This is a genomic window from Bacterioplanes sp. CLAM21 (assembly GCF_059641015.1).
In genome coordinates this window covers 635605-662035 of record NZ_CM184929.1, presented here as the reverse complement: position 1 = coordinate 662035, position 26431 = coordinate 635605, and the positions used below count along the sequence as shown (strand labels likewise).

General features: G+C 48.4%; 28 protein-coding genes and 1 pseudogene. 8 read left to right on the top strand and 21 right to left on the bottom strand.

Going from position 1 to position 26431, the window contains the following annotated elements; genetic code table 11:
* Positions 1 to 619: 619 nt before the first annotated feature.
* The gene (locus AC55FS_RS03185; protein WP_496934620.1) at positions 620 to 2311 is read left to right on the top strand and encodes an acyl-CoA dehydrogenase family protein; all 1692 of its coding nucleotides are present in this window, start codon (positions 620 to 622) and stop codon (positions 2309 to 2311) included.
* A 117-nt stretch (positions 2312 to 2428) separates the two neighbouring features.
* Here AC55FS_RS03185 and AC55FS_RS03180 read toward each other — a convergent pair whose 3' ends face one another.
* From AC55FS_RS03180 to AC55FS_RS03130, 11 genes are all read right to left on the bottom strand, one after another.
* Positions 2429 to 2782, bottom strand: coding sequence for an HAD family hydrolase (locus tag AC55FS_RS03180; RefSeq protein ID WP_496934619.1), 354 nt, complete (start codon positions 2780 to 2782; stop codon positions 2429 to 2431).
* A gap of 111 nt (positions 2783 to 2893) precedes the next feature.
* The gene (locus AC55FS_RS03175; protein WP_496934618.1) at positions 2894 to 3112 is read right to left on the bottom strand and encodes a hypothetical protein; all 219 of its coding nucleotides are present in this window, start codon (positions 3110 to 3112) and stop codon (positions 2894 to 2896) included.
* 42 nt (positions 3113 to 3154) lie between these two features.
* Positions 3155 to 3799 carry a glutathione S-transferase family protein gene (locus AC55FS_RS03170; protein WP_496934617.1) on the bottom strand — a complete coding sequence of 215 codons (645 nt, stop codon included), beginning with the start codon at positions 3797 to 3799 and terminating at the stop codon, positions 3155 to 3157.
* Positions 3800 to 3895: 96 nt separating this feature from the next.
* Positions 3896 to 5080, bottom strand: a complete 1185-nt coding sequence (locus AC55FS_RS03165; RefSeq protein ID WP_496934616.1) for an MFS transporter — start codon at positions 5078 to 5080, stop codon at positions 3896 to 3898.
* A gap of 360 nt (positions 5081 to 5440) precedes the next feature.
* Positions 5441 to 5806, bottom strand: coding sequence for a GNAT family N-acetyltransferase (locus AC55FS_RS03160; RefSeq protein ID WP_496935936.1), 366 nt, complete (start codon positions 5804 to 5806; stop codon positions 5441 to 5443).
* A 74-nt stretch (positions 5807 to 5880) separates the two neighbouring features.
* Positions 5881 to 8190: a glycosyl hydrolase family 18 protein gene (locus AC55FS_RS03155; RefSeq protein ID WP_496934615.1), complete on the bottom strand. Its 2310-nt coding sequence runs from the start codon at positions 8188 to 8190 to the stop codon at positions 5881 to 5883.
* 63 nt (positions 8191 to 8253) lie between these two features.
* Positions 8254 to 9984: a glycosyl hydrolase family 18 protein gene (locus AC55FS_RS03150; RefSeq protein WP_496934614.1), complete on the bottom strand. Its 1731-nt coding sequence runs from the start codon at positions 9982 to 9984 to the stop codon at positions 8254 to 8256.
* 414 nt (positions 9985 to 10398) lie between these two features.
* Entirely contained in the window at positions 10399 to 11271 is an 873-nt protein-coding gene (locus AC55FS_RS03145; RefSeq protein ID WP_496934613.1) for an AraC family transcriptional regulator, read from the bottom strand.
* An 87-nt stretch (positions 11272 to 11358) separates the two neighbouring features.
* Complete coding sequence (locus AC55FS_RS03140) at positions 11359 to 12126, bottom strand: polysaccharide deacetylase family protein (protein ID WP_496934612.1); 768 nt, start codon at positions 12124 to 12126, stop codon at positions 11359 to 11361.
* Between the two features lie 76 nt (positions 12127 to 12202).
* Entirely contained in the window at positions 12203 to 12886 is a 684-nt protein-coding gene (locus AC55FS_RS03135) for an HAD family hydrolase (RefSeq protein WP_496934611.1), read from the bottom strand.
* Positions 12886 to 13743 (bottom strand): S1/P1 nuclease, encoded by an 858-nt coding sequence (locus AC55FS_RS03130; RefSeq protein WP_496934610.1) that lies wholly within the window; start codon positions 13741 to 13743, stop codon positions 12886 to 12888. Before AC55FS_RS03130 ends, AC55FS_RS03135 begins: the two co-directional genes overlap by 1 nt.
* Between AC55FS_RS03130 and AC55FS_RS03125 the strand changes: the two genes are divergently transcribed.
* The gene (locus AC55FS_RS03125; RefSeq protein WP_496934609.1) at positions 13742 to 14608 is read left to right on the top strand and encodes a DUF6268 family outer membrane beta-barrel protein; all 867 of its coding nucleotides are present in this window, start codon (positions 13742 to 13744) and stop codon (positions 14606 to 14608) included. The two genes, AC55FS_RS03130 and AC55FS_RS03125, sit on opposite strands and share 2 nt — an antisense overlap.
* 89 nt (positions 14609 to 14697) lie before the next feature.
* Here the strand turns inward: AC55FS_RS03125 and AC55FS_RS03120 are convergent, their stop codons facing one another.
* Both AC55FS_RS03120 and AC55FS_RS03115 read right to left on the bottom strand, forming a co-directional pair.
* Entirely contained in the window at positions 14698 to 15762 is a 1065-nt protein-coding gene (locus AC55FS_RS03120; protein ID WP_496934608.1) for a DUF3080 family protein, read from the bottom strand.
* The gene (locus tag AC55FS_RS03115; RefSeq protein WP_496934607.1) at positions 15698 to 16357 is read right to left on the bottom strand and encodes a TetR/AcrR family transcriptional regulator; all 660 of its coding nucleotides are present in this window, start codon (positions 16355 to 16357) and stop codon (positions 15698 to 15700) included. Before AC55FS_RS03115 ends, AC55FS_RS03120 begins: the two co-directional genes overlap by 65 nt.
* A gap of 234 nt (positions 16358 to 16591) precedes the next feature.
* On the opposite strand from AC55FS_RS03115, the gene AC55FS_RS03110 reads away from it, so the two are divergent.
* The 5 genes from AC55FS_RS03110 (at position 16592) to AC55FS_RS03090 (ending at position 21945) form a co-directional block, all read left to right on the top strand.
* Positions 16592 to 18034: a coniferyl aldehyde dehydrogenase gene (locus tag AC55FS_RS03110; protein WP_496934606.1), complete on the top strand. Its 1443-nt coding sequence runs from the start codon at positions 16592 to 16594 to the stop codon at positions 18032 to 18034.
* Between the two features lie 9 nt (positions 18035 to 18043).
* Positions 18044 to 18577, top strand: coding sequence for a twin-arginine translocation signal domain-containing protein (locus AC55FS_RS03105; RefSeq protein WP_496934605.1), 534 nt, complete (start codon positions 18044 to 18046; stop codon positions 18575 to 18577).
* A gap of 28 nt (positions 18578 to 18605) precedes the next feature.
* Complete coding sequence (locus tag AC55FS_RS03100) at positions 18606 to 20234, top strand: GMC family oxidoreductase (RefSeq protein WP_496934604.1); 1629 nt, start codon at positions 18606 to 18608, stop codon at positions 20232 to 20234.
* Between the two features lie 365 nt (positions 20235 to 20599).
* Positions 20600 to 21085 carry a GNAT family N-acetyltransferase gene (locus tag AC55FS_RS03095; protein ID WP_496934603.1) on the top strand — a complete coding sequence of 162 codons (486 nt, stop codon included), beginning with the start codon at positions 20600 to 20602 and terminating at the stop codon, positions 21083 to 21085.
* Positions 21086 to 21315: 230 nt separating this feature from the next.
* Positions 21316 to 21945, top strand: a complete 630-nt coding sequence (locus tag AC55FS_RS03090) for an ATP phosphoribosyltransferase regulatory subunit (protein WP_496934602.1) — start codon at positions 21316 to 21318, stop codon at positions 21943 to 21945.
* A gap of 193 nt (positions 21946 to 22138) precedes the next feature.
* Here the strand turns inward: AC55FS_RS03090 and AC55FS_RS03085 are convergent, their stop codons facing one another.
* The 3 genes from AC55FS_RS03085 to AC55FS_RS03075 are packed head-to-tail and all read right to left on the bottom strand — an operon-like array spanning position 22139 to position 23327.
* A complete protein-coding gene (locus AC55FS_RS03085; protein ID WP_496934601.1) occupies positions 22139 to 22348 on the bottom strand; it encodes a tautomerase family protein in 210 nt (69 codons plus the stop codon).
* Positions 22349 to 22362: 14 nt separating this feature from the next.
* Positions 22363 to 22719, bottom strand: coding sequence for a nuclear transport factor 2 family protein (locus AC55FS_RS03080; RefSeq protein ID WP_496934600.1), 357 nt, complete (start codon positions 22717 to 22719; stop codon positions 22363 to 22365).
* Complete coding sequence (locus tag AC55FS_RS03075) at positions 22719 to 23327, bottom strand: glutathione S-transferase family protein (protein WP_496934599.1); 609 nt, start codon at positions 23325 to 23327, stop codon at positions 22719 to 22721. The genes AC55FS_RS03080 and AC55FS_RS03075 overlap by 1 nt, the downstream gene beginning before the upstream one ends.
* 120 nt (positions 23328 to 23447) lie before the next feature.
* On the opposite strand from AC55FS_RS03075, the gene AC55FS_RS03070 reads away from it, so the two are divergent.
* Positions 23448 to 24326, top strand: coding sequence for a LysR family transcriptional regulator (locus AC55FS_RS03070; protein WP_496934598.1), 879 nt, complete (start codon positions 23448 to 23450; stop codon positions 24324 to 24326).
* Positions 24327 to 24536: 210 nt separating this feature from the next.
* On the opposite strand, the gene AC55FS_RS03065 is transcribed toward AC55FS_RS03070, so the two are convergent.
* The 5 genes and pseudogenes from AC55FS_RS03065 to AC55FS_RS03045 form a co-directional block, all read right to left on the bottom strand.
* Entirely contained in the window at positions 24537 to 24962 is a 426-nt protein-coding gene (locus AC55FS_RS03065; RefSeq protein WP_496934597.1) for an NUDIX hydrolase, read from the bottom strand.
* Between the two features lie 122 nt (positions 24963 to 25084).
* The gene (locus AC55FS_RS03060) at positions 25085 to 25213 is read right to left on the bottom strand and encodes a hypothetical protein (RefSeq protein ID WP_496935935.1); all 129 of its coding nucleotides are present in this window, start codon (positions 25211 to 25213) and stop codon (positions 25085 to 25087) included.
* Between the two features lie 31 nt (positions 25214 to 25244).
* Positions 25245 to 25399 (bottom strand): annotated as a pseudogene (locus tag AC55FS_RS03055) (transposase); the annotation flags it as partial.
* A gap of 78 nt (positions 25400 to 25477) precedes the next feature.
* The gene (locus tag AC55FS_RS03050) at positions 25478 to 25831 is read right to left on the bottom strand and encodes a hypothetical protein (protein ID WP_496934596.1); all 354 of its coding nucleotides are present in this window, start codon (positions 25829 to 25831) and stop codon (positions 25478 to 25480) included.
* 219 nt (positions 25832 to 26050) lie between these two features.
* The gene (locus AC55FS_RS03045; RefSeq protein WP_496934595.1) at positions 26051 to 26383 is read right to left on the bottom strand and encodes a DUF7709 family protein; all 333 of its coding nucleotides are present in this window, start codon (positions 26381 to 26383) and stop codon (positions 26051 to 26053) included.
* Positions 26384 to 26431: the final 48 nt, after the last annotated feature.

Sequence of the window (26431 nt, the reverse complement as noted above, 5' to 3'; positions counted from 1 at the left end):
TGCTGATGTTTGCAGCGCTCTCGATCCACGTACTGCATGACATCGTTGCCACCCGGTTATTCATTGCTGCAATTCGGGTGCTGTCGAACTTTATCTATTATATTTTCGCACACTAAAGAATAATGAAGTGGCAACTGAAATCTGCTGACAAACCTAGTGTTGGAAATAACACATTATTGTCGATCATGCCGTAACTAGTGGTTATCCAACCTTTGCTATTATGGGTCCAAGGTGGCCAGTGCTTCGCTGCAGAAATCTGGCAGCTTGCTGACTTTATATTCTGATACCAGCATCAGATATCCAGCGTAGGTAAAATTCGTTCTATGATTGACCTCCCTATAGTCATCTTCGAATACTCTATATTGAGAAGTAGCCAATCCCCCTTGCAGCTTCAAGAAACCATCGACTTCGATTATTAAGCCGTTTCACAAATAACAATCTACACACCTTGCCAATCAACCTACAGCATGATTCACTGCAAAAAAAGTGCTGAATGGCCTGCCAATCCTTAGCACGCGAAAAACTAACGCTTAACGATCGTTTTGTATTGTTACTGACAGTGTTCTGGCCATTTAATTACGCCTGCTAGGCGTATCCTAATCGCTGTAGGAGGCGTGCTATGAAAGATCAGCCCACAGAAAGTTATAACTCCCGAAAACAACACCTAAGTCAGGCCGATACCCATGAAGTATTTAACCAGCCTAGCGCGCTGGAAAATTTTAATGCCTACCAATCTGATTTGACGCTGCAACACTGGACGCACGTTTACGGCGGCGATTGGGCCAGTGAACGTCTGCATGCCTACGGTGAGCTATGCGGTGGTGAATTGATAGAAGCGGGTTTTTTAGCCAATGAAAACAAACCGCAGTTTTACCCCCATGACCGCTTTGGCCAGCGTATTGATTTAGCCAAGTTTCATCCAGCTTATCACCAACTGATGCGTAGCGCGATTGATGCGCAAGTCCATTCACTGCCTTGGGTATCGCCTAGGCCTGGCGCTCATGTGGCGCGGGCGGCACTGGAGTATATGCATATGAATGCCGATGCCGGTTCTGGTTGCCCGCTAACCATGACCTTTGCAGCGGTACCCGCGCTCCGCCACAGCCCTACTCTAGCGAAAGAATGGTTACCAAAAATCATGGCAAGCCACTATGACGAGCGCAATGTGCCCTATTTTGAAAAAAAGGGTGTGACCATTGGCATGGCGATGACGGAAAAGCAGGGCGGCTCGGATGTGCGTGCCAATAGTACCCGAGCGTACCCTGTGTCAGAGCAACAGGGTAATGGCGCAGAATATGAACTGATTGGGCATAAATGGTTTTGCTCAGCACCTATGTGTGATGCCTTTTTAGTGCTAGCCCATACGGATAACGGCTTGTCTTGCTTTTTAATGCCACGCTGGCGTCCGGATGGCCGTAAAAACCAGATGTTTATTCAACGCCTGAAAAGTAAGTTAGGCAATATCTCTAATGCCTCATCTGAGGTGGAGTTTCGTGGCGCGTTTGCCTGGATGGTCGGCGATGAAGGTCGAGGGGTTCGCACCATCATAGAAATGGTGGCCATGACCCGTTTTGATTGCATGGTTGGATCATCAGCACTCATGCGCGCAGCGGTGGCTCAAGCCATTCACCACACAGGGGAACGCAGTGTATTTGGCAAGAATCTACATCAGCAGCCGCTGATGCAAAATGTACTGGCTGATCTCGCCATCGAAAGTGAAGCTGCCCTCGCCATCAGTATGCGAGTAGCCCACGCACTGGATCATAGTGATGATCCACATCAATCATTGTTTCTACGCCTAGCGACCGCCGTCGGTAAATATTGGATTTGCAAACGCACTCCCCATTTGGCGTATGAAGCGATGGAGTGCATCGGTGGCGTAGGCTATGTCGAAGACAATCTCTTACCACGCATTTATCGCGAAGCCCCGGTAAACGCCATCTGGGAAGGCTCAGGCAACGTGCAGTGCCTGGATGTATTACGCGCTATTAATAAAGAGCCGAAAGTGATCGATGCGTTTATGCAAGAGCTGCAACAAGCTGGCGGCCAGTATGCAGCCTATGATCAATTCGTAGCAGCGTTAGGCACGGAATTTAGCGACCTGAGTAACATAGAATTTCGTGCACGCACACTGGTGGATAAGCTCGCTATCGCCTTACAAGCCAGCGTGTTAATTCAGCAAGGCGAGACTATGATAGCAACCGCATTTATTCGCTCTCGCATAGAAAGCAATGGCGGCATTAACTATGGCACCTTACCGACTGATGTTGACTGCCAAGCCATGATTGCCAGAGCCAAACCTCAGTTATAGTCTGCGATATCAAGCTGACGCGGCTCAATACCATCAACACAACCCAGGTTAATACGGAATGACCTGGCTCGTATAGGGTGTCATGAAACGGGTTTGTCGCACTGCCAGTGGTGCTGGTTATAGCGCCTGTTCTGCCAGCACCAGTAGATTGTCGTAACAGGCTAACGCTTGATCACTGTGGCCATCCCCCACCAGAATGCAGTCAATACCTGCAGCCAGTGCGCCGCCTAAGTCTCGTCGTACGGAATCACCAATAACCACGCAGTGCTTTTTGTCTTCGCCTAAGGTTTCAACCACCAACTCAAACGGCTTGTCTGATGGCTTCACCATGCCATGATCGGACGAAAAAGATGCGGCAGAAAACAACGGCCATAGATCCAAACGCTTAAAGGTCTCAACCCAAAGATTCTTTGGTGCCCAGATATCAATCACCAGCGCTAACGTATAACGCTGCTTGAGGTTTTTTAGCACCTTAACATAATCTGGTGGAATATAGCCGTGCTCATGATGAGCAAAGGTCTGTACTAAGAGATCCAGTTCCTCGCAGTCAAGTGAATTCGCAGCAACCGCTTCAAACGCTTGCTACAACGAGGGAAAAGAGTGTCGATAGTTCGGCTGCGGATATCTCTCTGCCAAATAGTCGTAGCAGCACCGAATCAGCTGGTTAACTTCTTGATCTGGCAAGCTTCCACCTAATCCACGATAGTGGATGGAAAAGTCTTGCTCCGGGCCAAAGTTATCTTCACCAAACATAAACGTACTGTTCATATCGAGCAGTAGTGTGCGCTTACCCTCAAGCACAGATCCTCCTTGCATTCGGTTGTTGTGTTTTAGAAAAGACAATTACATTTGTTGATACGGCTCCAAACTGGTGCCCTCGATTTCACACACAGTTTTTACCGATGGGCGCGAAGCCAGATCACGAAGATAACGACCCAAGTGCTGAAACGATAGTGGTGGTGTAGAAAAACCGCTAGCCCAGTGCGATAACATAAATACAAAAAAGTCACACAGGCTTAAACGATCACCCAGCAAGAATTTCTTGTTTCTAAGCTCTTGGTCTAACAAAGCAAACATCTCTGTTACACGTTGCTCCTGAGCGTCAGAAATATCCGTGTAGCTGTCTTGTGCCAGCGTATGTTTATCTGGGTAAAAGTACAGCATTAAGCCCGGCTGAATGCTGGTGGTAAGATAAAACAGCCATTGGAAGAATTCCGCTCGCTCGGCACTGCCCAGCTCAGGTATCAATTGATGCTCTGGATGCTGTTCACATAAATGCATGGCAATAGCGGCACTTTCAAAGATAACCTGACTACCGTCAACCAGGGTGGGAATACGCCCTGTTGGATTGAGCTTTAAATATTCGCTATCTTTCTGTTGCTCAGTTTTTCTATCTACCAGTACCAGTTCATGCTCAAGTCCCATCTCTCTCAGTAGCATATGAGGTGCCCAGCTGGCATTGCGTGGGTAATAATACAGGATGTACATGGCTTCTCCCAGATTGCAGATGCTACCACCGGAGTGAAATGCGTAACAATGCTTTGGGCGCAGAGACGAGCCCTGCGCCAAACCATTATACAGAGTCTAACGCGGCTGTAATGCTGGTTTTACAGCGCTGGGGCTAAACATAAATGCAGCGCTAAATAACGTTACCAAGGCTGCCAGGAGAAATATCGGCGATAAGCCCAGTTGGCTGGATAAGCTGGCCCCCAACATAGCTCCGGCACCAATAGAGGCATTAAAGATCGAAGCGTAAATAGCGGAGGCCGGCAGAGCATTATCACCCGCTAAACGAATAACCCAAGTTTGTATGGCGACAAACAGCACAGATGCGCCCACTCCCCATATCGCTATAATGACTAGGCCAACCAAAGGTGGCAAAGAATGCTGCACAAGCAGCAGCATAAGAGCGACCGCAATCGATAAAATGGCTGCCATCAAGGTTGTTTTTAAGTATTGGTCGAGAAAAATACCGCACAGGAAGTTCCCCACAAGTCCAGCCAGCCCAAAGGCTAGTAGATAAGCCGTTATCCAGGTTGAGCTTAACTGAAAATCATCGGCCAACAGCACTTCAACAAAAGTAAAAGCGGTAAAGTGGGCCAGAATACTCAACGCTGCCAGCCAATACACGTTTTTAAGCTCAGTATTAGCAAACACCGCCATTAATTGGCGCCTTCCAAGGGAAGCAGCCCCCTGCAATCTGGGCAGGCTAAGTGTTAGTACCAACGCGGTAATGGCCGATAAAGCCGCTAACAATACAAAAGTAATACGCCAACTGCTGCTATGGCTTAACCAGTTGACCAAAGGCACACCAACGACGCTGGCCGCTGATACACCACCAAAGATAATAGCGGTGGCTTTGCCTAACTGATGAGCAGCCACTAACTGGGCTCCGACTGTCCCTATCATGGCCCAGAATGCACCGTGGGCCAGAGCGCCCAATAATCTAGCCACTAATAGCCATTCAAACTGCTGACTGAAAGCCGCAGCTAAGTTGGACACACTTAGCAACACCATCAGTGCAATCAGCACAGGTTTGCGTGGCCAGTGACTAATCCACATCACAGACACTAATGCAGACAGCGCGCCTAACCAAGCGTAAGCGGTCACGGTAAGACCAGTGGTAGCGCTGTCTTGCTGTAAGTCGTTGGCAATCACACTCAACATGCCAATGGGAGACAATTCAGTGGTGACGACAGTAAAGGCAGCAATACCCAGCATAAAAACCGCCAGCCAGTGACGCCAGGGGGTGGAAATAGATTCGCCCATCATAACTCCTACGAGGTTCATTGATGGGCGCAGTCTATTTTTGAATAAACCTGAGCAATAGCGCCAAAGTTCGCAAGCTATTTTCCGATTATGGAAAACTCATAATGAATGTTAATACTCCGCACAGCTCTACGCGATTTCAGAACAAGGCAGTGATGCCAGGAAATGGTCAGCCCTTTTCAACATCATCAACGACGTTATGGACGCCTGTCGCCCGCACCCTGTGGGGAGCGCCAGAGAATTCGAACTCTGTGTTGCCGATTTTTGAGAGCGGCAAACCCGCTTCGTGATCTAGAGCTCTCTGGCAATCCAGAGCGGGCACCGAATTATTCCAAGCTGTCTTAATCAGACCTGCCTGAACTAAAGCCGCAACTGATACACATCCACTTTCGCTAACTGACCATCACGATCCGGGCGTTCAAGAGTATGACTGTAACTCATGCCAATTTTTTGCATCAAACGCCCCGACGCGGGGTTAGATTGCAAATGCTCTGCGATGACTATGCGAATGCCCATAGTGGTGCCTACCATTTCAATAAGCGCCGTTGCAGCTTCACTGCCATAGCCTTGGTTCCAAAACGGCTCTCCCAACCAATATCCCAGTTCAGCCTGATCGCCATTAATCGCCACTAGACTTATATTGCCAATTAGCTGTCCGTTGGCTTTTAGTTTGATTGCAAAAGCAGCACCGGTTCTTGCCTGCCAGTGTTCTGGATGGCTGGCAATCCATTGCTCTGCTATGCCATCCTAATAAACCAGCAGAGCTGAGCAAAGATCCAGCTCTGCTTGGTTTGGCCATGTTACAGCTTGCACACCATTTTCCACGAGCCATCCGAACCGGGTTCGCTCTGAGTCCACCAATTAGCCTGATAAATCACTCCCTGATGCAGCATTTTATCGCCTGCTGCAGCATGGTTTGGTGTGCCCGACCAATCATTTTTCGGCCAGTTTGGATAAACGGGTATACCATCGATATTACAGTTACCGTCGCCATTTCCATCGCCGTCACCTCCGCCATTTAAATCTGCAATCGGCAATAATGGATACTCCTGGCGTGTACCATAAACATGATCACCAACTAGCACACGCATGCCATTAGGCAAAGGGACAGGCAGGTAATAGTTCATCGTGATATCAACACTATCGCCAGCAGCCAGAGCCTTCCAACCAGGCAAGGTTAAACGTACACGATGAAAATCGTTTTCTAGTCCACCTTGGTTACCACCGGCGGCATTGCTACCATCCGAGACTACAGTCAGCTTCATACCGCTCTGATCATTGATAATATTTGAAGTAGCAGTCGGCATATTAAATTCTATTTGAGCTCCACCGGGGATCGTTTGCTCGCCACTATTACTTAACCTGAGCGTGGGATTTAATGGATAATTATTGTCACCCACCTTATAGCCGACAAAATCATAACTCAGGGCAACTGCCTGCGGTGGCACCTCAACATTATCCGCTGCGATCACCTCATAAGGCGTTGCATCACGAAAAGCATTATGAGCAATGGTGGTGAGAGTATCGCCAATAAAATATTCCTGACGATCTGGCAACCACTCGTAATCACCGGCCAGCTCCCAGAACATAATGCCACCCACTCCCTGGTCGATGACGTACTGTACTTTAGCCGCCATGGACTGCTCATCTTCGGTGGACAAAAATACCTTTTGCTCTGCATTCCATAGCCAAGGCGCTTGGGCGATATCATCATAATAACGCTGATAGTCACCAGCCAGTTGCGAATCGGCTGGAAAATCATATGCCGGTAAATAAGAGCCTACAATACCTTGCTGCAGGTTCTTGGCATGCCACATAGGGTTGGAGCCCGCGCCTATCTCAGCACCATTAGTATCCTTGTCGTGCCATAAATTATTGAGGCCCAGTGCTCCATATCCACACGGTGTTGAAATACCGGTACCTGGCGCACAGTCACTTTGCGAGGGCAGTGCCGCCTTACCCCATAAGCCATGAGTTCCGCCCTGCACATTTTGCCAACCACGGGTGTAATACGGCACACCTATATTGATGCGCCCGGCCGCGATGGCTCCACGGAAATAGTGCACTGCCCAGTCGGTATTGAGGTAGCCGATATTGCCATACTGTGGTGTGCTATAGACCTTGCCTTCCTTTAGCTCCAAGTCATCACCAGTATCGTATAAAGCCGCATTATGGCCGACGTAGTGATTCCAAGCACCGTGTAGGTCGTAACTCATAATATTGACAAAGTCCAAGTACTGCACCACGTCAAAGTCTTCCATACCGCGCAGCAGGTAGGCAGAGCTAGGCGACGCTATGGTCAGTAAATAGTGCTTGCCATCTTCAACGGAAGCACGGTCCAGAGCCTGACGCAAAGACTTCATCAATGCCTGATAAGAGCGCCATAAATTTTTACGCTGAGCATCGCTAAAGCCATAGTCGTCCGGATTACCGGCACCTTGCATAGAGCTGGGATATTCATAATCAATATCTACACCATCAAAGTTGTAACTGCGAAGGAAATCTATGGTTGATTCAGAAAATGCCTGAATACCCGCTTCATTAATGCTGCCATCGGCATTGGTAGTCATAGAATAAAATCCGCCATTGGCAATACGTTCCCCTTGCTCGTTAAAGAAACCGCCGGTTTCAGCCCAACCTCCGACAGAGATCAGAGTTTTCACTTGTGGATACTGACGTTTATATTGAGTTAACAAGTTAAAGTGGCCTTGATACGGCAAAGCCGGGTCCATTTCTGCGCCAGCAACCCCAGGCCAGGTCATTCCCGTAGCGGGATTTTCTGGGTTAGCCACATTGCCTACCGATAGCCGATAATTGTTATCTATATGGGCAAAGGCATAGTTAATGTGGGTGAGTTTTTGCCAAGGAATATCGTTAACCAAATAGCTCGGATGGCCATTTTTGCCATGCCGCCAGCTGGTAAAATAGCCGATAATTCGGCGTTGATGCACAGTGCCTAGCTGTTCACGTCCGTCCTGATCATAAACACTGCAATAGGGCACTGGTGTGTCTGGTGTTGTATACAAACCGCCAGGCTTGCAGTTTTCATCGTTGGCTTGCGCCACATTGCTGATAGCAGCTAAAGCAACTAATAATAACTGTCTAATCATTATCGTTCTCCCTGGGGCCCTAGAGGAAACCTCAAAGGAACCTCTAGCGACCCGCTATTGCAATTATTGGCTGACTTGGCTATGGCCCAGACCTTGGTGCATGGCATTGAGAATATGACCGTTGTCAGCATCAATTTCCCAGGCAAAAATGCCACCGAGATTATTCGATTGAACGTACTGCCCCTTAGCCTCCACCGAACGTGGAGTATCAAAGCTGATTAAGGTGCCATTAGCGTAATTCCATAAGTAGGAGGCCTTGGCCATGTCATCCCAAAATAATTGGAACCCATCGATACCTGAGCCATCAGCGCCGCCCATGTATTTTTGTTCGATGACCTTGTAGTCTTCGATGCCTTTTTCCCACGAGCCGCTAATGCCAGCACCTCCAGTGCCAACAAAAGGATTACTGGGCTGACCACCACTGACATCTTTCCAGCCACGTCCATACATGGCAGCGCCTAGTGTGATCTTGCTAGCAGGAACATTACGCGATAACAGATGTTGAACGGCATCGTGTGCACTGAAACCGTCAATTGCCGCATCTGGGGCAGCGTATAGGCCCGTCTGATGGCCCAGTACACCATTCCAAGCACCGTAGTAGTCGTAGGTCATTAAATTAATGTAATCCATATATTGCGCTGCTTGTTCCCAATCAACCTGAGACAGTTTTTCTACCCCGCCACTCATCGCAGCGGTTAATTGATAGCTACGTCCGGTTTCTTGGCTAAGTGCATCCAGTGCCTGGCGCAGCTCCTTCATCAGTACCGCAAAGCCCACTCCGTCTTGAGGTGAACCCAATGCTGGATTAGCACCACCACCACCGGGAAACTCCCAGTCGATATCAATGCCATCGAAAAAGTCGTAGCGCTTTATAAAGGCAATCATTGAATCGATAAAAATGGCACGTGCTGCTGGGTCTACGCCGATATCGTATAGCGGGTCAGATAGGGTCCAGCCACCCACCGAAGGCAAAATCACCAAGTCTGGCTGGGCATTGCTGAGCCGATACAGCTGGCCAAAAATGCCCCGAATATCCTGATCCCATACATCGCCCGGATAGCTCTTTTCCAATGCCGCGAATTTATCGTGCACCACCACTTCATAATCCTGCTTGTTGGCACATTGACTGACCAACGCGGAATACCCTTGTGGATTGGCCTGAGCAAGGCTGTCATTGGGGCCGCAGACGGGCACAAAACCGTAATATAGGTGGGTTAAATTGGTAGAAGGAATATCAGCAACATGGTAACCACGTCCGTAGATACCCCACTCGACAAAATAGGCTCCCACCTGTTTACCACTGGTATTTTGATAGGCCTGATTGTTTTGTTTTAGTGGTTTAGGCCAATCGCTGTAATCCAGGTCGTCACCATCGGTCGGCCCTCCTGCCACCTTGACCGTGGCCTCTGCCGAGAGGCTACATAACTCTTCGGATGCACTGACATCACAGAGTTTTACTTGATAACGGTAGTTTCCGTTTTTTGACACTGTAACTTGAGCCGAGCCAGATTGAGCATTGGGGCTATTTTTGCTGATATCTGCTTGATGGATTTGCTCTCCATCCTGATACAAGTACCATCGACTGCCATTAGCGCCGTACCAAAGATTCCAGCGCAAGGTAAAGTCTTTTGCTCCTGTAGATATATTTTGATCACCAATCCAAGCGATACTGGGCGTTGCGGGCTGCGTTAGCGCCTGTGCATGAAGATCATTATTAGCCATGGCTACTGGCGTGGCCAGCACACCAATACTGACAATAAAAACAGTAGATAATGTGATGCGAGAGTTAGACATAGCAAAATCCTTTGCTGTTGACTGACGGAAAACAATAATCACTCTGCAACATGAGTTTTGTCGCAAAATGCAATACGATTCGATTCCAATAAACGAAGTCGAATAATCAACAGCTTAGGCGGCTAATTAGAAGCAGAAATAAGACGGAATGAGTATTCTAAGAATTTAAATTATTTATGCTAAAAAACTGCCCATGAACAACCAAAAAAACTAGTCCATAGGCATCAAGATAAGATGCTCAAGATTGCCTATGAAATAACGTAAAAAATAACCATCACTAAATATGATTAACTCTATCACATCCATTAATGGCACCATCGACTAAAGTCTATAAACAACGCACAAAACATAGGGGCTTTTAACAATGAATAACAGAGGACATCACCGAAGGGCATCCCCCGGTGATGAAAAGCACTACTTCAAGTAGCAGTTAATACGAGTCAAGAGTTCATTCACCGGTGTGGTTTTGGGGTCGTTTAGATATTCCTCAAACGCTGGAAAGTCTGCCATCTCTTCACCACTGTTGGGCAACCACTGCCCAAATAGATACGCGTATGCTTTTTCTAGCTCGGCATAAGGGCCTTTAAAGACCAGGCTAGCGCAGCGACCGCCAGGCAGTGACAGCACATCGATGCCATCGGCGGCATGGCTTTGTGCATCGTCACTGCTGATGCAAGCATGAGAGCGCAATTCGCTTTCAGGCACACTATCAGGGTCCTGGTAATAAATACCCACACTACGTGTGGTTGGCCCCAACAGTTGTTTGGTGGCGGCAAAGATATACAGCTTTTCAAAGGCCTGACCAATATTGAGATAAGAGCCTTGGTGAGAGACGGCTAACAGTTCAGCTGCTGGGTTTTCAGTAATTTCGACGGTATACATAGAGGGCATCTCCGGTTGAGGTGCCAACATGGCGATAAACGGCTCTAGTTTGACTGGCTGCTGCTGGCGACTACGACGATAGTCCGCAGGCGTTTCTCCAAACTGGGCACGAAAAGCCCGGCCAAATGCTTCACTACTGGAGTAGGCCGTTTTGCTGGCAATGCGCGATATTGGCCAGTCACTCTGAATGAGTAACCCGGCCGCATGATGCAGGCGCAAGCGACGTACCGTGACGTTGACAGGTTCCCCTGCAATCTGACGATAGATACGATGAAAGTGGTACGGTGACAAAGCCGCCACATCGGCCAACGTATTGACGTCTAAATCCTGGTCAATGTGTTGGTAGATATAGTCCACCACGCGGGTTAGGCGTTTGCGGTAATGCTCCCCGGTACTGGCTTTCATAACTTGCTCCTGAGTGTCGGCTTGACTGTCAAACCTTGATGCCATAGTAAGAAAGGCCAACTGACAATGTTTGCGCTTTTTATGTGATTACAACCGATCCTCCGGCAGATCAGCTCTTCCATCAACTAGTGCTGCCTGCAGCAACTCTGATACGGTCACCAAACGGTAACCTTGTGTGTGTAAGTCTTCAATTATTGCCGGCAAGGCCTGTCGAGATAGTTCATTTTTAGAACCTAGCACATGCAATAAAATAATTGATCCAGACGCTACCTGTTGATTCAACTTAGTAATCATTGCTTCAGTGGATAGCTTCACGTCAGAAAGCGCTTCGGGTTCCACACTCCAAGTTACGGTAAGCATCCGCTGCTGCGACAGATACCAGGGCAATAACAGTAGCTTTTTACCAAAAGGTGGTCGAAAGTGAATGGGGCCTTGGTAGCCTAAGTTACGAATCAGTGTTTGGGTATGATCAACTTCATATTTAATGGTGTTCCAATCTCGTAAAACTAGGCGCTGGTGAGAATAACCATGATTGCCTATTTCGTGCTCTTGCATCACTATCTTAGCTGCAGCGCTAGGGTTCTCTTCAATGCCTCTGCCATTTAAGAAAAAAGTTGCCTTTACCTGATAATTGTCGAGAACGGCAAGCACTTGATCTGTGTACTGCTCCGACCATGGTCCGTCATCAAATGTTAAAGCGACCAAGCGCTGTTGAGTCTCAACATGGGATAGGATCTCTCCCCAGAGCTGAAAGTCTTTTGCTTTAGATAGTTGCCAAAGCCCCGCCAAACTGGCCGTCAAAAAAATTATCGCCACCCATAACAGACAAAACTTATTCGATAGAAAATTAATCAATATCTATTCCATTTTTATATCGTCCAAAACCCGTGATACTCATCCAAGTAAATCTTCAATTGACTCACAATGCCTCTCACAGAAGGCCGACCAGCTCAGAAAGGTGTTTAATGGTATTGACCTCAGTTGCACTCTCGCTCGCTGGATGGTAACCCTGCAGCCAGGTGGCCCGCATGCCCGCTGCCAGCGCACCTTGAATATCATTCACCGGATGATCGCCCACATACATACACTGCGATGGCTGAAAACCAGAAGCTGCAATAGCCGCTAAGAAGATACGGGCATCAGGTTTGGCGCAGCCAAAACCACCAGAACTGACCAATTCCCGAATCAAGGACTTAAACGAGGTATTGTTTAACGTCGCCAGCCTGGAGTCGTGGGCGCCATTAGAGATAATACCGAGGTAAAAGCCATCGTGATGTAATTGTTGCAGTAGGTACTGGGCGCCTTGCATTTCTACGGTATTTTTCGGAAACCCGCGCCGCCAGAAGGCGGTGAGCTCATCAGCGCTGGGAGAATCAAGCCAATCCAGCTGTTTAACCAGTTCACCGCCTATTGCTTCATACACCTTTTTGTAGGGTGAACCCGCCGGTAAATAACCACCGTTATCAACCTGTTTAATAATGCTAGCAATATCATCGACACTACCCTGTTGTAACCGCGACTGATAACAACTAACAAAGGCTTCGGCAAAGCGCTCAATACTGGCGCTGCGATCAACCAGGGTATTATCCAAATCAAAAAACACCGCTTTAATCATTATTTCTCTCGATACAGAGTGTTTAATACTTCAGCCAGGCGCTGAGCGGCTAAACTGGCCTGACTATTCCACAGAGCAACATGCTGTTGATGCAATTCACTGCCAGCATCGATGGACTTATGCGGCTGACGATAAATGCGTCTGGTGAGTTGCAATGACTCTGTAGCCCACTGGTATACCGGCAGCACTGTGTTAGCAGAGGCATTGTTTACAGTGAGCGCCACCGACTTAAGCCGCTGCGGCTTACGCTGCAGCAAACCGCCATCCCAATACTGGTGCAGATTGCTGCGCTCGCCAGCAAAATACAGACGCAGACGATTGCCACCTCGGTCATCGCTGTAACTGACATGCATCGGTTGATGGATATCGCCCAGCAAATGGCCAACAAAGGCCAGTGCTTGCCAGTTATTAGGGGTCTGCTGCAAGACGCGCCATTGCTGTTTTAGCGCTTCAGTCACGCATCCTTTGCCACCACAGTCCTTATTCGTTACCTGCTCTGCTGTGCGGCTAACGTTGATGTAATGCCAAGTTTTTGTATGCTCATACTGGTCATCTCCCCGAACTCGATCGGGCCAGGTACACAACTCAGCAAAGTTCTTCTCGCCCGCTTGTTGCGCCAGTGAATCGAGCTGCTGGGCGACCGGTGTCGGCAACGACTGCTGTGCGGTTTTGCAAATCAAGGCATGACCATAAGCACTAAAAGCCCAGCTTGGGTTGCTGACCAAACACAGCACAGATAACAAAGTGGTATGAAGCAGGCGAACACTGAGCTTATGTTTTGGCCCTGCCGCTGCCATACTGTGCCACAAGCCAGCAGCGCCAACCCTTGGCCGATATTGATGAATGGATACCCTCATGACGCGTATTTTCCTATCTAGCTTGTTGTTAACAATTCCGTTGGCTGGGCAAGCAAACCAAGTACCTTCCATGCCCGTGGGTGAGCTATCGGCGACCTACTTTGAGCCCGCTGCGGTGCAAGACATTAACGCCGATGCCGACATCACCCAGGTCGACACGCGTTTAAAGTTCCCGATTGGCAGCCACGGTAGTATCGAGCAAGGACTGTGGGTATTTCAATTTAATCTGTTCGAGCGCGAATTTCGCACCACGGTCGATGATCAAGCCAGTGGCAAACAGCGCCTTTATGATGTCTCAGCCCCCATTAGCTATGTGCGCAAACTCAGCGACAGCAGCCGCTATACGGTTAATATTTCGCCTGGGTTAAAGTCTTCGCTGGAATACGTTGGCAACGATGATTGGGCCGTCAATGGCGTGGTTCAGTACAGTCACAGTGAGCAAGGGTTTGGCTATAACCTCGGTATCGTTTACACCCATGCCTTCGGTGAAGGTCGCTTTGTGCCACTGGCTAATGTGCAGTGGGATATGGGTCAGTCGTTTCAAGCCATTATTGGTTTTCCCTTTAGCCGCATCAGTTATGCCCCCAGCGGCAGCCAGCATTATTATATGAAACTGACCCCTAACGGCGGTAACTGGCATGTCTATCAAAACGGCAGCGACAACAGTTTTGATTACACTCAGCAAGGCTATCGCTTAGGGCTGGGTGGAGAGTGGCATGTGGCAGGGCCAGTTTGGTTAAACCTGGAAGCCGGCCGTCAGTTTGCACAAGAGTTAGAATTCGATAATGAGCAAGGCATACGCGAAACACTGGAATTAGACAACAGCGCCTATCTGCACCTCAGTGCCCGATTGCGTTTTAACTAGGGCCTGCTAACGCTATCTTCGCGCCTTAATTGAAGGGTTTTCAGCTCATAACAGCGTGATCGGAATAGTGTGAACAGGCCCTAGAGAACCTAGCCGGGCAAAAAACCACATTCACTTAAGGTATTGCGCCAAGCACGAACATGGCGCTGGCTAGCCAGAGTAAAGGCCTGTTGCCGGCGCTCTAGCTCAGCCAGCCAGTCGCGATAAGTATTGGGGGCCTCAATGCCTTGCTGTTGCAGCAATTGCTGCAGGGTATTTAAATTCTGCAGTAACTGCTGGCCCAGTTGATCACTGCGACTCATATAGGGCTGAACCTGCGCCAGATAAAACTTTTGAAAGACGGTAAAAAGAATGTTGGCTTTATCCGTTTTCTGGCCGGTAATACACAAAGGTTTTTGTGCAAAACGCTGCTCTAATACTTGCGCCACACGATTTAATACATCGGTTTGCAGCGCTTGGGCATGGAGCCATTTTCCCAGGCTTTCTCCTAACATTAATTGCTGCTGGTGAAATTCCATCTCACTGCTGCGGTAGTGATAATCTTGCTGCTGCCAGCGCTGGCCCTGGGCAATGGCGTAGTCTAGTGCCTGTAACGAGCGCGATATATGGGCAGGCTCATCGCCACCCATCTCTAATGGTCGCGCCGCTGTGCTGATAAATTGCTGCCATTCTTTGGCCGTTAGCCAAGCGTTCCACCATTGCTGCATACGCTGCTGTTGTTTTAGCTGCAACGCCTGCTGCAGCGTTTGGCTTAACTCTGGCCTTGCAGTGCGTAATTGCTCAATACAGGCGGGGGCCAGTAATAAAAAATCGCGCTCCATATGTAAGCGCTGACTGGGCGGCGCCACCTTACCCAGGGTCGAGTTTTTTTGCCCTATGGTCATGCCCAGCGGGCACACATTCAGCCGCAAAAACTCCAGCAATCCGATATCGCTCTGCTGTAATGGCAAGGTGATTTGCCGCAGTGATAACGCTGGCAAAGTTACCGCCTTTGCTGGCGCCAGCGGCTGCTCCACCACCCTTGCGACCCGCTCAGCATAATCTTCCAATGCCGCTTTTGGGCCAGAGCTACATGCTGCTAATGTCAGGCTAAGCCAAATGATCGAGCCAGCTTGGCCGAGGCGAAAAGGCCTGCTGCAATGCCACCACTTCATCTCGATAGGCCTCGGTTAGATAAGGGCGCTCTAATGCAAACACCTGGTATACGCCGCCCTGTAACTGTTGCAAGTCGACGCTTTGTTCTTCATGCAATAAGTGAGTGCGCAAAAATGAAATCCAGGACGTCATTACAATCCAGGTGTTGAGCGCCAAGCTGTCGATACCATCATCATCAATGGCAATAATGCCAGCGCTACGCAGGCCACGATACACTTGCACCACTTGCTGTAAACAATGGCGAAAAAAATCCTGATACTGGGCCTTTAACTCAGAGTCAGCATCCATCAGATGCTCCATATCACGGTGGATAAAACGATACTCCCACAGACCCGTTAAAATCCCCTGCAGGTAGCTGATTTTATCGCTCACGGTCAGCACCCGATCGGCCGGTAGCTGCAACACATCCAACACACGCTGCTGATAATTCATCGCCAGCTGAAAAATGATCTGCTGTTTATTGTTGAAGTGGTAATACAAGTTGCCCGGCGATATGTCCAAATGCGAGGCAATATGATTGGTGCTGACATTGCGCTCACCATGTTGATTAAACAGCGCCAAGCTGGCGTCGAGTATGCGTTGTTTGGTGCTCATAAAACTCTTCTTGATCGATGCCTGGACCCCAAGCCCACTGCCAGCCCGCCGAGAATAACGACGGATGGCCGCAAAAGCCCTGTTCGGCTCTGCCTTGACGCTTTAGAGTAAACACTCTAATAATGTCATACCAGCATAATAACTAGGCCACAGACTAAACAGCGACTGCCAGCACATCAAGCCTGCAGCCTGGTCTTTGCCAACCTGACCACACACCGCCAAGGAGCACAGCTTATGGATGCCACCGTGAGCGACCTGCGTCGCGACAATGTTGAGCTACAACGCCTGCAGACGTTATTACAACAGCAGCGCCAAGCCTATCGTCAACAGCCGATGCCATCCCTGGCCGAACGACAAGCCAACTTAAGCAAGCTGAAACAGGCGCTGCTAAAACACCAAGATGCCTTGGCCGCCGCCGTGAACCAGGACTTTTCCTGCCGCTCCGTCGATGAAACTCGCATCGCTGAAATCATGACCACAGTGGAAGGCATTAACTACACCAGCAAACGTTTGCGCCGCTGGATGAAGCCATCACGGCGTCATGTCAGCCTGCTGTTTATGCCCTCTAGCAACCAGGTGATGTACCAGCCATTGGGGGTGGTCGGCATTATGGTGCCGTGGAATTACCCCATTCAGCTGGCCTTATTGCCACTGATGACGGCGTTGGCTGCTGGCAATCGTGCCATGATTAAAATGTCGGAATTCACCCCGGCCACCAATCAGGCCTTAAAAACAATGCTGGCCGAGATATTTGCCGAAGATCTGGTCGCTGTTATTGAAGGCGAAGTGGATGTTTCCAGTGCGTTTGCCGAGCAGCCCTGGGATCATTTGATTTTTACCGGCTCCACCGCCGTCGGTCGTATTGTGATGAGTGCTGCGGCGAAAAATTTAACCCCAGTCACCTTAGAGCTAGGGGGCAAATCTCCTGCCTTGATTGCACCAGCGGCCAATATGCAAGATGCCGTTGAGCGTATTTGCTTTGGTAAGTCATTAAATGCTGGCCAAACCTGCATTGCACCGGACTACATTTTATTGGAAGAAAGCCGTCAGCAAGAATTTATCGACTGCTATCAGGCCACCTTTGCCCGCATGTACCCAACCCTGCGTGATAACAGCGATTACACCGCCATCATCAATGAGCGCCAATTTGAACGCTTGCATCGCTGGCTGGCTGAGGCAGAGCAGCAAGGCGCCAAGATCACCCAGGTGAATCCTGCTAATGAAGATTTTGCTGGCACACGCAAAATGCCATTACATATCGTGCAGCACACCAGCAACGACATGACCATTATGCAGCAAGAGCTGTTTGGCCCTATATTGCCGATTGTGCCCTATCAGCAGCTGGATCAGGCCATCGATTACATTAACGATCGTGATCGCCCCTTGGCCTTGTATCTATTCAGTTACGATAAAACCCTTCAGCAAAAGGTGCTGGAGAAGACCCACGCCGGTGGTGTGACCATTAACGATACCTTGATGCATATCGCCCAAGACGATATGCCCTTTGGTGGCGTAGGGCCTTCTGGTATGGGCCACTATCATGGCAAAGAAGGCTTTTTGAGCTTATCCAAAGCAAAAGCGGTGCATAAAAAAGGCAAATTTAACAGCGGCCAATTTATTTACCCACCCTATGGCGGTACTTTACAACAGCTCATTCAAAAGCTGTTTATTCGCTAAGGAGTCTGCATGCGCAATACCACTCGCCGCGGTTTTATGCAGCTCAGTGCCGGGGCTGCAGCGACGTTAACACTCGGTTCATCGCTGGCGCTGATATCTGGCTGCAGCAGCCAACCCGCTGACGGGCTTAATTTTTTAAGCGCCGACGATGCCGACTTTCTGGCCGCCCTGACTCCGGTCATTATGGCCGATAGTTATCCCGGCCAGTTAACCCTTGAGCAGGCCAGAGCGCGGCAGGTGGCTGCCCTTGATCGTTTAATTGGCACACTGCAACAACATGCCCAAAGCCAGCTAAAACAGCTGCTACTGGTGATGTCCTCGGCCCCTTTACGTGTGGCCATGGGAGCACCCTTTGCCAATTGGCGTGAGGCCACGCCCGAGCAGGTTGAAGAGTTTTTACTCAACTGGCGCGACAGTAACCTGCAATTAAAACGCATGGGCTACGCATCGTTATGCAAGCTGCAAAGCATGTGCTGGTACGCCATGCCTGAAAACTATATTGCCAGTGGCTACCCAGGGCCGCCACAAAAAATACCCGCCTGATCCAACACATAGACCTAGCTGAGCAGTTATGAAAACCACAGAGCGCAAACCCGATATTCCAATGGTCGCCGGTATTTCAGACCCTATGGTCAATGGCATCGCCAACGGCTGGCAAGTCAACGAGGCCACAGAGTTTAACCACGACAGCGTATTAGAAGCCGACGTGGTGATTATTGGCACCGGAGCTGGCGGTGGTACCAGTGCAGAGATTTTATCGTCAGCTGGCCTTAAAGTGCTGATGCTGGAAGAAGGGCCACTAAAATCCAGCAACGATTTTAATATGGATGAGCGCCAAGCCTATCATGACCTGTATCAGGAAAGCGCGGGCCGTATGAGTAAAGACGGTGCCATGTCGATATTGCAGGGGCGCTGTGTTGGTGGCACCACCGTTATCAACTGGACATCCAGTTTTCGAACGCCAAAGCAGACATTGGATTTTTGGGCACGTGAATTTAATGTTCAGGGGTTAAGCCAGGAACAGTTGGCACCTTGGTTTGAACGTATGGAACAGCGTTTAAACATTAGCGATTGGCAAGTGCCGGCCAATGAAAATAACGCCGTATTAAGCCGCGGCTGTACAAAACTAGGTTATGACTGGAAGGTTATTCCACGCAACGTAGCAGGCTGCTGGAACTTAGGCTATTGCGGCACCGGCTGCCCAACCAATGCCAAGCAGTCCATGCTGGTGACCAGCATTCCCGCAGCGTTAGAGCAGCAATCACAACTGATCTACAGCGCCCGCGCTGAGCGTTTGATCATTGAAGGCAACAAGGTCGTAGGGGTTGATGTCACTGCCCTCGATGCCAGCTATCAGCCATCGGGCAAACGCCTTATCGTGAAAGCACCCCATATTGTTATGGCTTGCGGCGGTATTAATGGCCCTGCTCTGCTAAAACGCTCTGATGCACCCGACCCCGAAAATCGTGTCGGCAAACGTACCTTTTTGCATCCAGTCGCCTTTAATTTTGCCCGCTTTGATCACACCGTTGACCCTTATTATGGTGCACCACAATCGATATATTCTGACCACTTTCAATGGCAAAACGTCGATGGTCCAGTAGGCTTTAAACTGGAAGTTCCACCGCTGCAACCAGGTTTGGCCTCGGTACTATTGTTGGGCCATGGCGGCCATCACTTTAACGATATGGCCCAGCTGCCCAATACCCACTCTATGATTGCCTTATTGCGTGATGGCTTTCATTCCCATAGCCAGGGTGGCAGCGTTGAGCTGGCCAGTGACGGCTCCCCCATTTTGGATTATCAGATTAACGACTATTTATGGGATGGTTTTAAACGCGCCTTTTTGACCATGGCAGAAATTGAGTTTGCTGCTGGCGCCAAGGCTGTGCGTGCTTCCCATCTCGACTCGACTTGGTCAACCAGCTGGAAACAAGCTCAGCAAAATATTCAACAGCTAGAGTTTCGCAGCAATGCCTTTACCGCTGGCAGCGCACACGTGATGGGTGGCTTGGCCATGGGAGAAGATTTATCCCAATGTGTCGTCGACAGTAATGGTAAATACCATTACCTCGATAATCTCTATGTGTTTGATGGCTCGGTATTTCCCACCAGTATTGGCGCCAACCCACAGCTATCGATTTATGGCTTAGTGGCACGCCAGGCGACAAAGCTGGCACAGAAGCTAAAACCCGCGTGAACCAGCTAGCACTAAGCTCTATATTAATTGCAGGCCTGCTACAGGGATGTAGCCAAAACAATGCCCCGACTTTGCCGCAGTTCTCGATGAACGGTCAGGAAAACTGGCAGTCGAATCAGAGCTCGTTATGCCATTTAATGGCCTATCAAGATGGCAACGCTAACGATCATAGCTAAGGTATAAAGAGAGCCAGTGTTAGTTCACATGCAGACATACTGGTTTATAAATCGCTCACAATAGTTAAATCAAGCCGGTTATGGTAGCGTAAGCCATCCATGATAACTGGCGATATCGTATATTTTCGCCACTCGTATCAACACTGTTTGCAAAACAAAGCACCCAATCCAAATAAGTTGAGATAGGCCATGATCAGAGAAATTACCCAGGCAGATTTTGAGCAATTCTGGCCAACCTTTTCCGCCATCGTTAAGGCTCAAGAGACCTACGCCTTTGATCCAGAGTTGACGCTCGATCAAGCATTTACCCTTTGGTGTGAGTCACCATTAAAGACGTACGTATATGTTGAAGACGACAAGGTTCTTGGCACTTATTACATCAAGCCCAATGCCATGGGACCAAGCAGCCATATATGTAACTGTGGTTACATGGTATCAAGTGAAGCGCGGGGCAAAGGCATTGCCCGACAGATGTGCGAGCACTCTCAGCAAATGGCTTTAGAGCTTGGTTTTGATGCCATGCAGTTTAATAGCGTGGTGGCTACTAATGAGGTTGCGGTAAAACTATGGCAGAAACTAGGTTTCAATATCATAGGCACCATTCCCAAGGCCTACCAACATGGCCAACTGGGCTTAGTTGACTGTTATATTATGCATAAATGGCTGCGGGTATAATACTGCACGACAACAATTTATGCCCTAGTCATGGTTGACGTTACATTCCTGTATGGTTACTCTCTGCTCATGAATATTTTTTCCTTTATCTCAGCTCACCATCTGCATCAGTCTACTCATAGTCGGCTGAGGGGAGCTATTGCTTAGAGATGATGACAAAGCCTGATCGCTAAGAAAGCCCTCTCAGTCACCACTCAGAGGGCTTTTTTATGCGTTAAAAAAGGTGTGTTATGGAACTCAAAATAGAGAACAAATGCCGAGGTGTGCGAATCATCTCAGGGCAACAAGCCAAAGACAGACGAGAAGTTTTAAATCAGCTGATTGCTATCGCAGAAAGCGAAGACTTCAACGAAATAGTCCTACCAAGTATTGAACCATCCAAGGTCTACACAGATAAGGCCAGCACAGAAATCCTGAATCAGATGTATGCTTTTCCCGACAAAAAAGGCCGAGAGCTGTGCCTTAGACCAGAAGGAACGGCAACCGTACAGCTAATCGCAGACAAGTACCACAAAAATTGCTCCAATGTAAAACTTTGGTATTTTGAACGATGCTGGCGCTACGAAAGGCCTCAAGAAGGCAGGTATCGTGAGTTTTTTCAGTTTGGAATGGAAATTCTAAACCCATCAGCAGATGCAAAGAATTACCTGGTCAAGCTGGCGGAAAAGATGGTTTCAATTAAAACCAAGGATTACCTGCTGGACACATCGGTAAATAGAGGGCTTGCCTACTACACAACAGAGGGATTTGAGATCAGCGCTCCTCAACTGGGGGCGCAAAGGCAGTTAGTTGGTGGAGGTGCTTATACACAGGGGGTTGGCTTTGCCATCGGGTTTGATCGGTTGATGTTATGCAAATAACCCAATATTGATTACTGTAACTGATATAAAGAAAGCGGCGTAAAATTTAATTTACGCCGAAATTTCACCTACAACCTGAAAATATATTTATTCATTAACCGAACGCACGCCTCACCATCAAACGATTAAAGTATTCGTACCACTCTTAAGGATAAGGGAATTATCCCATTCATGAACAAAGAGTTAACGGGGTTTAATGTTCACTTGATATCTTGCGTAGCTCTGTCACCTGATCAAAACCAATACCCCAGTTATCAGTGTTGATCTCGTTGATGATCACAAAGGTGGTGGCTGGATTTTTATCCAAAACATCGACCATAAGTTGGGTAGCCCCTTGAATCAGGGCTTGTTTTTGCTCTTTGGTAACACCTTCGTCGGTGATTTGAATGTTGATATATGGCATCGCCTTATCCCATTTTAATTATCTGCATACATTTTATTAACGATTTTCCATTCGCCATTTTCTTTTAAACAGCCAAGAAAATCCGTGTAGTCTCGTCCTAGCAATGGGCAATAAACTTTGGCCATGGCCTGCTCATTCAGCACCTCAAGCCACTCCAACTGGTAGCGGTAGTCATGCCCTAACTCACTGGGAACCGGGCGCTGAGCCACCAGCACTAGCCAATCATTTAAGTTTCGGCGCAGGTTTGGGGCTTTTAATACCGCATCCGGATGGAAGATGCGCCGCAACAACGCCACATCGCCGTGGTGCAAGCCATCACAGTAATCGCTCACTAACTGCCTGACTTGCTGCTGGTCTGTTAGTGCGTTCATTAGGCAGCCTGCTGCGCTTGCTCTGCTCGCAACGCTTGTTGGAAGGTCGGGCGCTCAATGACGTGTTGTAACATGGCTTGGGTGTTCGGCCCAATCACGATATCGACGGGAAACGCCGCACTCCAACGCGAATACACCGCGAGCATAATATCTGCCGCAGACAACTGCTCACCGCCTAAAAAACGCTGCTGCTGCAAGCGTTGCTCGACCACTGCCCACAAACGCGATACCTCCTCTGCGGCTTTTTCCATTAGCCCCTGCCGTACCGAGGCATCCACATCGGTGCCGGCAAGAAAGAACAAACGACCATACGCCGGGTGCATGCTGGCATTGGCAAACATAATGTCTTGCAGCGCCTGCTGCTGCCCCTCAGCTGTGCTTGGCATCAATGCGTTAGGGTGCTTATTAAGAATATGCAGCATGACCGCTGCGCCCTCCAGCAAGACTTGCTCACCGTCTAACAACACGGGCACAACGCCCGCTGGATTAATCTCACTAAAATTATCGACCTGCTGCTTGTTAATCAGCGTGAGAGGCTGTTTCAACTCGCGCAACACCACTTGAGTGGCCAAAGAGCATGCATCGGGCAGGTAATAAAGGGTATACATAGCGTTCTCCTGTTGATTGTGATCGGCCTTGATCGTCAGGCCCAAACACAGGTTAGGCTTCTGCTCTGCTGCCATATATAGCTACAATGCGAACCTATTGTTCTCAAATAGGAAACAACAATGGATAAGTTACGCGCCATCGAGTGGTTTGTACGGCTGGCGGACTTGGGCAGCTTTACCCTAGTGGCAGAGCATGCGCACACGTCCAAATCCATGATCAGTAAGGAAATTAGCCGCCTGGAACAAACGCTTGGGGTGCGCTTGTTACACCGCACAACCCGCAACTTGCGCCTGACCCAAGCCGGCGAAGGCTACTTGCCTAGAGCACGACAAATACTGAACCAACTCAGCGAGGCGGATAACTTTGCTCAGCAGCTCCAGCAAACGCCTAAAGGTCGGTTAAAAATTAATGTGCCCATGGCGCTAGGCATTACCGACCTAGGGCCCATGTTCGCCGAGTTTATGCAGCACTACCCAGAAATTGAGCTAGACGTTCACCTAAGTGATGGCGATATCGATCTAGTAGAACAAGGCTTTGATTTGGGCCTACGCGCCAGCAGCCAAGCGCTGGATTCTAGTTACGTTGGCCGGCCTTTAACCCGCTTTAGCTACCATATTTGCGCCGCAGCTGATTATTTTGATCATCATCCAGCCATTATAAAACCCAGTGACTTACGCCAGCATAATTGCTTTGAATACAGCTATTTTCGCAGCAAAAACACCTGGCCCATTGATGATGGCGTCGTGATTAATGGCACGCTACGAGCCAATAGCGTGTTATTTATGCTAGCAGCCATACGTGCTGGCCATGGTTTGGGTATGGTGCCCGACTTCTTGTGTCGAGAGGAGCTGAAAACCGGAAAATTGATACAGGTATTACCGCAAGCCAAGAAGCCGCAACTAACATTGTATGCGATGTATCCGGCTCGTCACTTTGTGCCTGCACGAGTACTGCAGTGTATTGATTTCTTGCAAGTTAAATTTAGTGAATCGAATTAAATATGGCCGCCAAACATAAAGTCTGATCTACAGCCGAGATAAATCAGGATTATTCCAAGGGGTTCGTTGTGAACAATCCTTGCTGATCATTTATCTATTATCAAACCCAGCGCTCAGCAGAAAAATACTGATCCAATATAGCGCCATTCCTCTATTGTCAGATTGTATGTAGACATAGGGTAAACTCGCCTGCTTGATGCTGGTGTGCATTTAGGCCTGTAACATCCGTAGCTCTCCCTGTTCGATCAACCTTTGTAGTTTTCTTACTGCTGATTCAGGCTGCAAGTTAATAGACTCTAACATTGCTAACTTAACCCACTGGGGTTCGTACAGGTTACTGTCGGACTGTTTTAGCTTTTCCGGTCCGTCACCAAGCATAACCTCACCTGATACGGTACCAACCCTGAAGTAGCTTTCTTTTCGACCATCATTTGACTGTTCGAAGGCCAGGCTAACATCATCGGCGATCAAACTCGTTTCCTCTCTAATCTCACGAATAACCGCCTCTTCCACCATTTCACCTGGCTCAATACTGCCACCAGGAAAAACCCAATACTCACGCCCGCTCTTGACACGGTGAATAAGTAGTATTTCGTCAGATTTATTTAGTATTAGCGCACAAGCTCTTGGGTTCATAGCGGACTCGAATGTTATATTCCATGGTTATCGGGTAGATCAGCGAAGAATTATTATACCTACATAAAAGATGCCCGTACGGAGGCTTTGATCTTGCCCCGATAAAATGGACACGTTCGTTTTCATACTGCTATTCGCTCATTTTCTACCGTAGAATGGTAGCCAATTCCCGAGTGCAGTCGTTTTCTGTTGTAATAGCCATTGATGTAGCAGGCCAAAGCTTTTCTGAGATCATTGGCCGAATGAAACACGGTTTCACGAATCAGCTCTGCCTTCACGTTATTCTTTTCGCCATCGTGACAGCATAAAGGGATGGATGTCGAGTGTGGCAGCCACCTCCTGGACTCGAACCCTTCAATCTAGCTTAACCTGACTGCAGTAGATTTGAACTCATTCGAATACTGTCAAGTCTTCCTTGACTGTTTGTATTTTGGCATTGGACACCTCGCCTGTTAGACGCTGGTGTCCATTAAATCGGGGCAAGATCAGGGCGATGCTGCCTTTGCTTGTTATGTTTATTTGGTTGCAGACCATGTAACGTTGCTTTTCCTAATGCCAAGACCCTGTTTGAATTTGACTGGAAACTCTAAGCTAGGCTTGCCAGCCCAGCCACGCTCTAAATAGAGATTGTAACCATCGCCATTCTGCTCGTATCGAACGGCTGAAAGCCATATTCCATCCCAATCCCCTAAGAACTCTAAATCTTTCAGGCTTTTTGGATAAACACCGTTTCTAATTTTATGAAGCTCAATCATTGACACTGCGGAAACGAAGTTTTGTGTTCCAAACTTTTCATCCGCGCCCGGTACTTCAAAGTCACATCCGCTCAGCAAACCAATAAGTAAAATCGTCGATATTATTCTTTTCATTAATTAGAGAACCTTAGTCGGATTTTAATAATAACGCCCGCAAGAGCGGAAAATTGCAGTGAAGTATTTGTGTGCAAGATGGCGAAGCAAACACAAAAATGCGAAACGGAAATTTGTCCGCTGCCTGTGATTGTTAGCAGCCTAACTTCGTTATATACACTACCGATTATTACCACAAAAGATAAAAATCACTACTTTAATGCAATTAAGCGCAACATGTTATTTTTGATTGACATAGCTTTGCTCCTTAAAATAAGTGGTTGCGCATTGACCAACAAATTTTCTTCCAGGGTTGCTACCTGCACACCATTCTTCTGGAGAGAATAAAGCGAAAAGCCCAACTTTAATAAGTGTTGGTATAGCTAGCTCTAATTCTTTCTCGACAGCACCTCGCTCTCCATTGTTATATAGAACAATATTGTGAAGCATGGTGGCAACGGTTCCAGTTTGAACAATGGAACCATCTTTAAGACTGACAGTGGGTAAATGTTCACCATCTGCAACGATTTTGGAATTGATAAAGCCAAGTTCAGTTGTATTATCAATGTTCAAGAAATCACCATATTTGTTTATTGGCAGCTAACGCCTCAAACACCGGCG

What these genes read in the sequence shown, in the direction of transcription:
- AC55FS_RS03185 (WP_496934620.1), top strand. Translation starts at nt 620, where the DNA reads ATGAAAGATCAGCCCACAGAAAGTTATAACTCCCGAAAACAACACCTA.
- AC55FS_RS03170 (WP_496934617.1), bottom strand. Translation starts at nt 3,799, where the DNA reads ATGTACATCCTGTATTATTACCCACGCAATGCCAGCTGGGCACCTCAT.
- AC55FS_RS03165 (WP_496934616.1), bottom strand. Translation starts at nt 5,080, where the DNA reads ATGGGCGAATCTATTTCCACCCCCTGGCGTCACTGGCTGGCGGTTTTT.
- AC55FS_RS03155 (WP_496934615.1), bottom strand. Translation starts at nt 8,190, where the DNA reads ATGATTAGACAGTTATTATTAGTTGCTTTAGCTGCTATCAGCAATGTG.
- AC55FS_RS03150 (WP_496934614.1), bottom strand. Translation starts at nt 9,984, where the DNA reads ATGTCTAACTCTCGCATCACATTATCTACTGTTTTTATTGTCAGTATT.
- AC55FS_RS03145 (WP_496934613.1), bottom strand. Translation starts at nt 11,271, where the DNA reads ATGAAAGCCAGTACCGGGGAGCATTACCGCAAACGCCTAACCCGCGTG.
- AC55FS_RS03135 (WP_496934611.1), bottom strand. Translation starts at nt 12,886, where the DNA reads ATGATTAAAGCGGTGTTTTTTGATTTGGATAATACCCTGGTTGATCGC.
- AC55FS_RS03125 (WP_496934609.1), top strand. Translation starts at nt 13,742, where the DNA reads ATGACGCGTATTTTCCTATCTAGCTTGTTGTTAACAATTCCGTTGGCT.
- AC55FS_RS03130 (WP_496934610.1), bottom strand. Translation starts at nt 13,743, where the DNA reads ATGAGGGTATCCATTCATCAATATCGGCCAAGGGTTGGCGCTGCTGGC.
- AC55FS_RS03120 (WP_496934608.1), bottom strand. Translation starts at nt 15,762, where the DNA reads ATGAAGTGGTGGCATTGCAGCAGGCCTTTTCGCCTCGGCCAAGCTGGC.
- AC55FS_RS03115 (WP_496934607.1), bottom strand. Translation starts at nt 16,357, where the DNA reads ATGAGCACCAAACAACGCATACTCGACGCCAGCTTGGCGCTGTTTAAT.
- AC55FS_RS03110 (WP_496934606.1), top strand. Translation starts at nt 16,592, where the DNA reads ATGGATGCCACCGTGAGCGACCTGCGTCGCGACAATGTTGAGCTACAA.
- AC55FS_RS03105 (WP_496934605.1), top strand. Translation starts at nt 18,044, where the DNA reads ATGCGCAATACCACTCGCCGCGGTTTTATGCAGCTCAGTGCCGGGGCT.
- AC55FS_RS03100 (WP_496934604.1), top strand. Translation starts at nt 18,606, where the DNA reads ATGAAAACCACAGAGCGCAAACCCGATATTCCAATGGTCGCCGGTATT.
- AC55FS_RS03095 (WP_496934603.1), top strand. Translation starts at nt 20,600, where the DNA reads ATGATCAGAGAAATTACCCAGGCAGATTTTGAGCAATTCTGGCCAACC.
- AC55FS_RS03090 (WP_496934602.1), top strand. Translation starts at nt 21,316, where the DNA reads ATGGAACTCAAAATAGAGAACAAATGCCGAGGTGTGCGAATCATCTCA.
- AC55FS_RS03085 (WP_496934601.1), bottom strand. Translation starts at nt 22,348, where the DNA reads ATGCCATATATCAACATTCAAATCACCGACGAAGGTGTTACCAAAGAG.
- AC55FS_RS03080 (WP_496934600.1), bottom strand. Translation starts at nt 22,719, where the DNA reads ATGAACGCACTAACAGACCAGCAGCAAGTCAGGCAGTTAGTGAGCGAT.
- AC55FS_RS03075 (WP_496934599.1), bottom strand. Translation starts at nt 23,327, where the DNA reads ATGTATACCCTTTATTACCTGCCCGATGCATGCTCTTTGGCCACTCAA.
- AC55FS_RS03070 (WP_496934598.1), top strand. Translation starts at nt 23,448, where the DNA reads ATGGATAAGTTACGCGCCATCGAGTGGTTTGTACGGCTGGCGGACTTG.
- AC55FS_RS03065 (WP_496934597.1), bottom strand. Translation starts at nt 24,962, where the DNA reads ATGAACCCAAGAGCTTGTGCGCTAATACTAAATAAATCTGACGAAATA.
- AC55FS_RS03050 (WP_496934596.1), bottom strand. Translation starts at nt 25,831, where the DNA reads ATGAAAAGAATAATATCGACGATTTTACTTATTGGTTTGCTGAGCGGA.